The 533-nt window shown below is 42.4% G+C and carries 1 pseudogene; it reads left to right on the plus strand.

Annotated elements, in window-relative coordinates:
• A pseudogene (locus ACFINZ_RS12075) lies at positions 1–533 on the plus strand (late control protein); the annotation flags it as partial.

A 533-nucleotide genomic window follows, 5' to 3' on the forward strand; every position in this document is an offset into this window, starting at 1 on the left:
GCAGCCAATGGCTTAGAAACAGATGTGGGGGACGACCAAAAAGCCGCGGCTGATGCACGAGAACCAGAAGAGATTGATGATGATGAAAACTTTATCCATATGGATGACAATGACAGAGCACCATCATCATCTGAATCAGAAAAAGCAGAAAAAGAATCTGAGAAAGAAGAAGACAAAGAGAAAAAAGGCGGTGTTCTCGCAACCTATCATGATTTACGCAGTGGTGAAAAAAAAGAAGTCAAAGTTGGTAACCCACCGTTTCATGAACTCAAATATACCTACCACAATCAATCAGAAGCTGTTGCAGCCATTGCGGCTTATCGCAATAAATCATCACGCGGTAAGTCTTCTTTCTCATGTGATATTGGTGGTGATCCCTTTGTACAAGCGGAAGCAAAGCTTGTTCAAGAGCCCCCTTTCCGCCCCTATATTCCAGCAGAATGGCGTATCAAAAGTGTTAAGCACAAACTTGATAAAACGGGTGGTTACACCACAAAAATAGAGTGCGAACTTTTTGATAAAGCGCAAGAAGA

This window comes from Bartonella sp. AA81SXKL, from assembly GCF_042196945.1.
In the GTDB taxonomy this organism is placed as follows: Bacteria; Pseudomonadota; Alphaproteobacteria; order Rhizobiales; family Rhizobiaceae; genus Bartonella.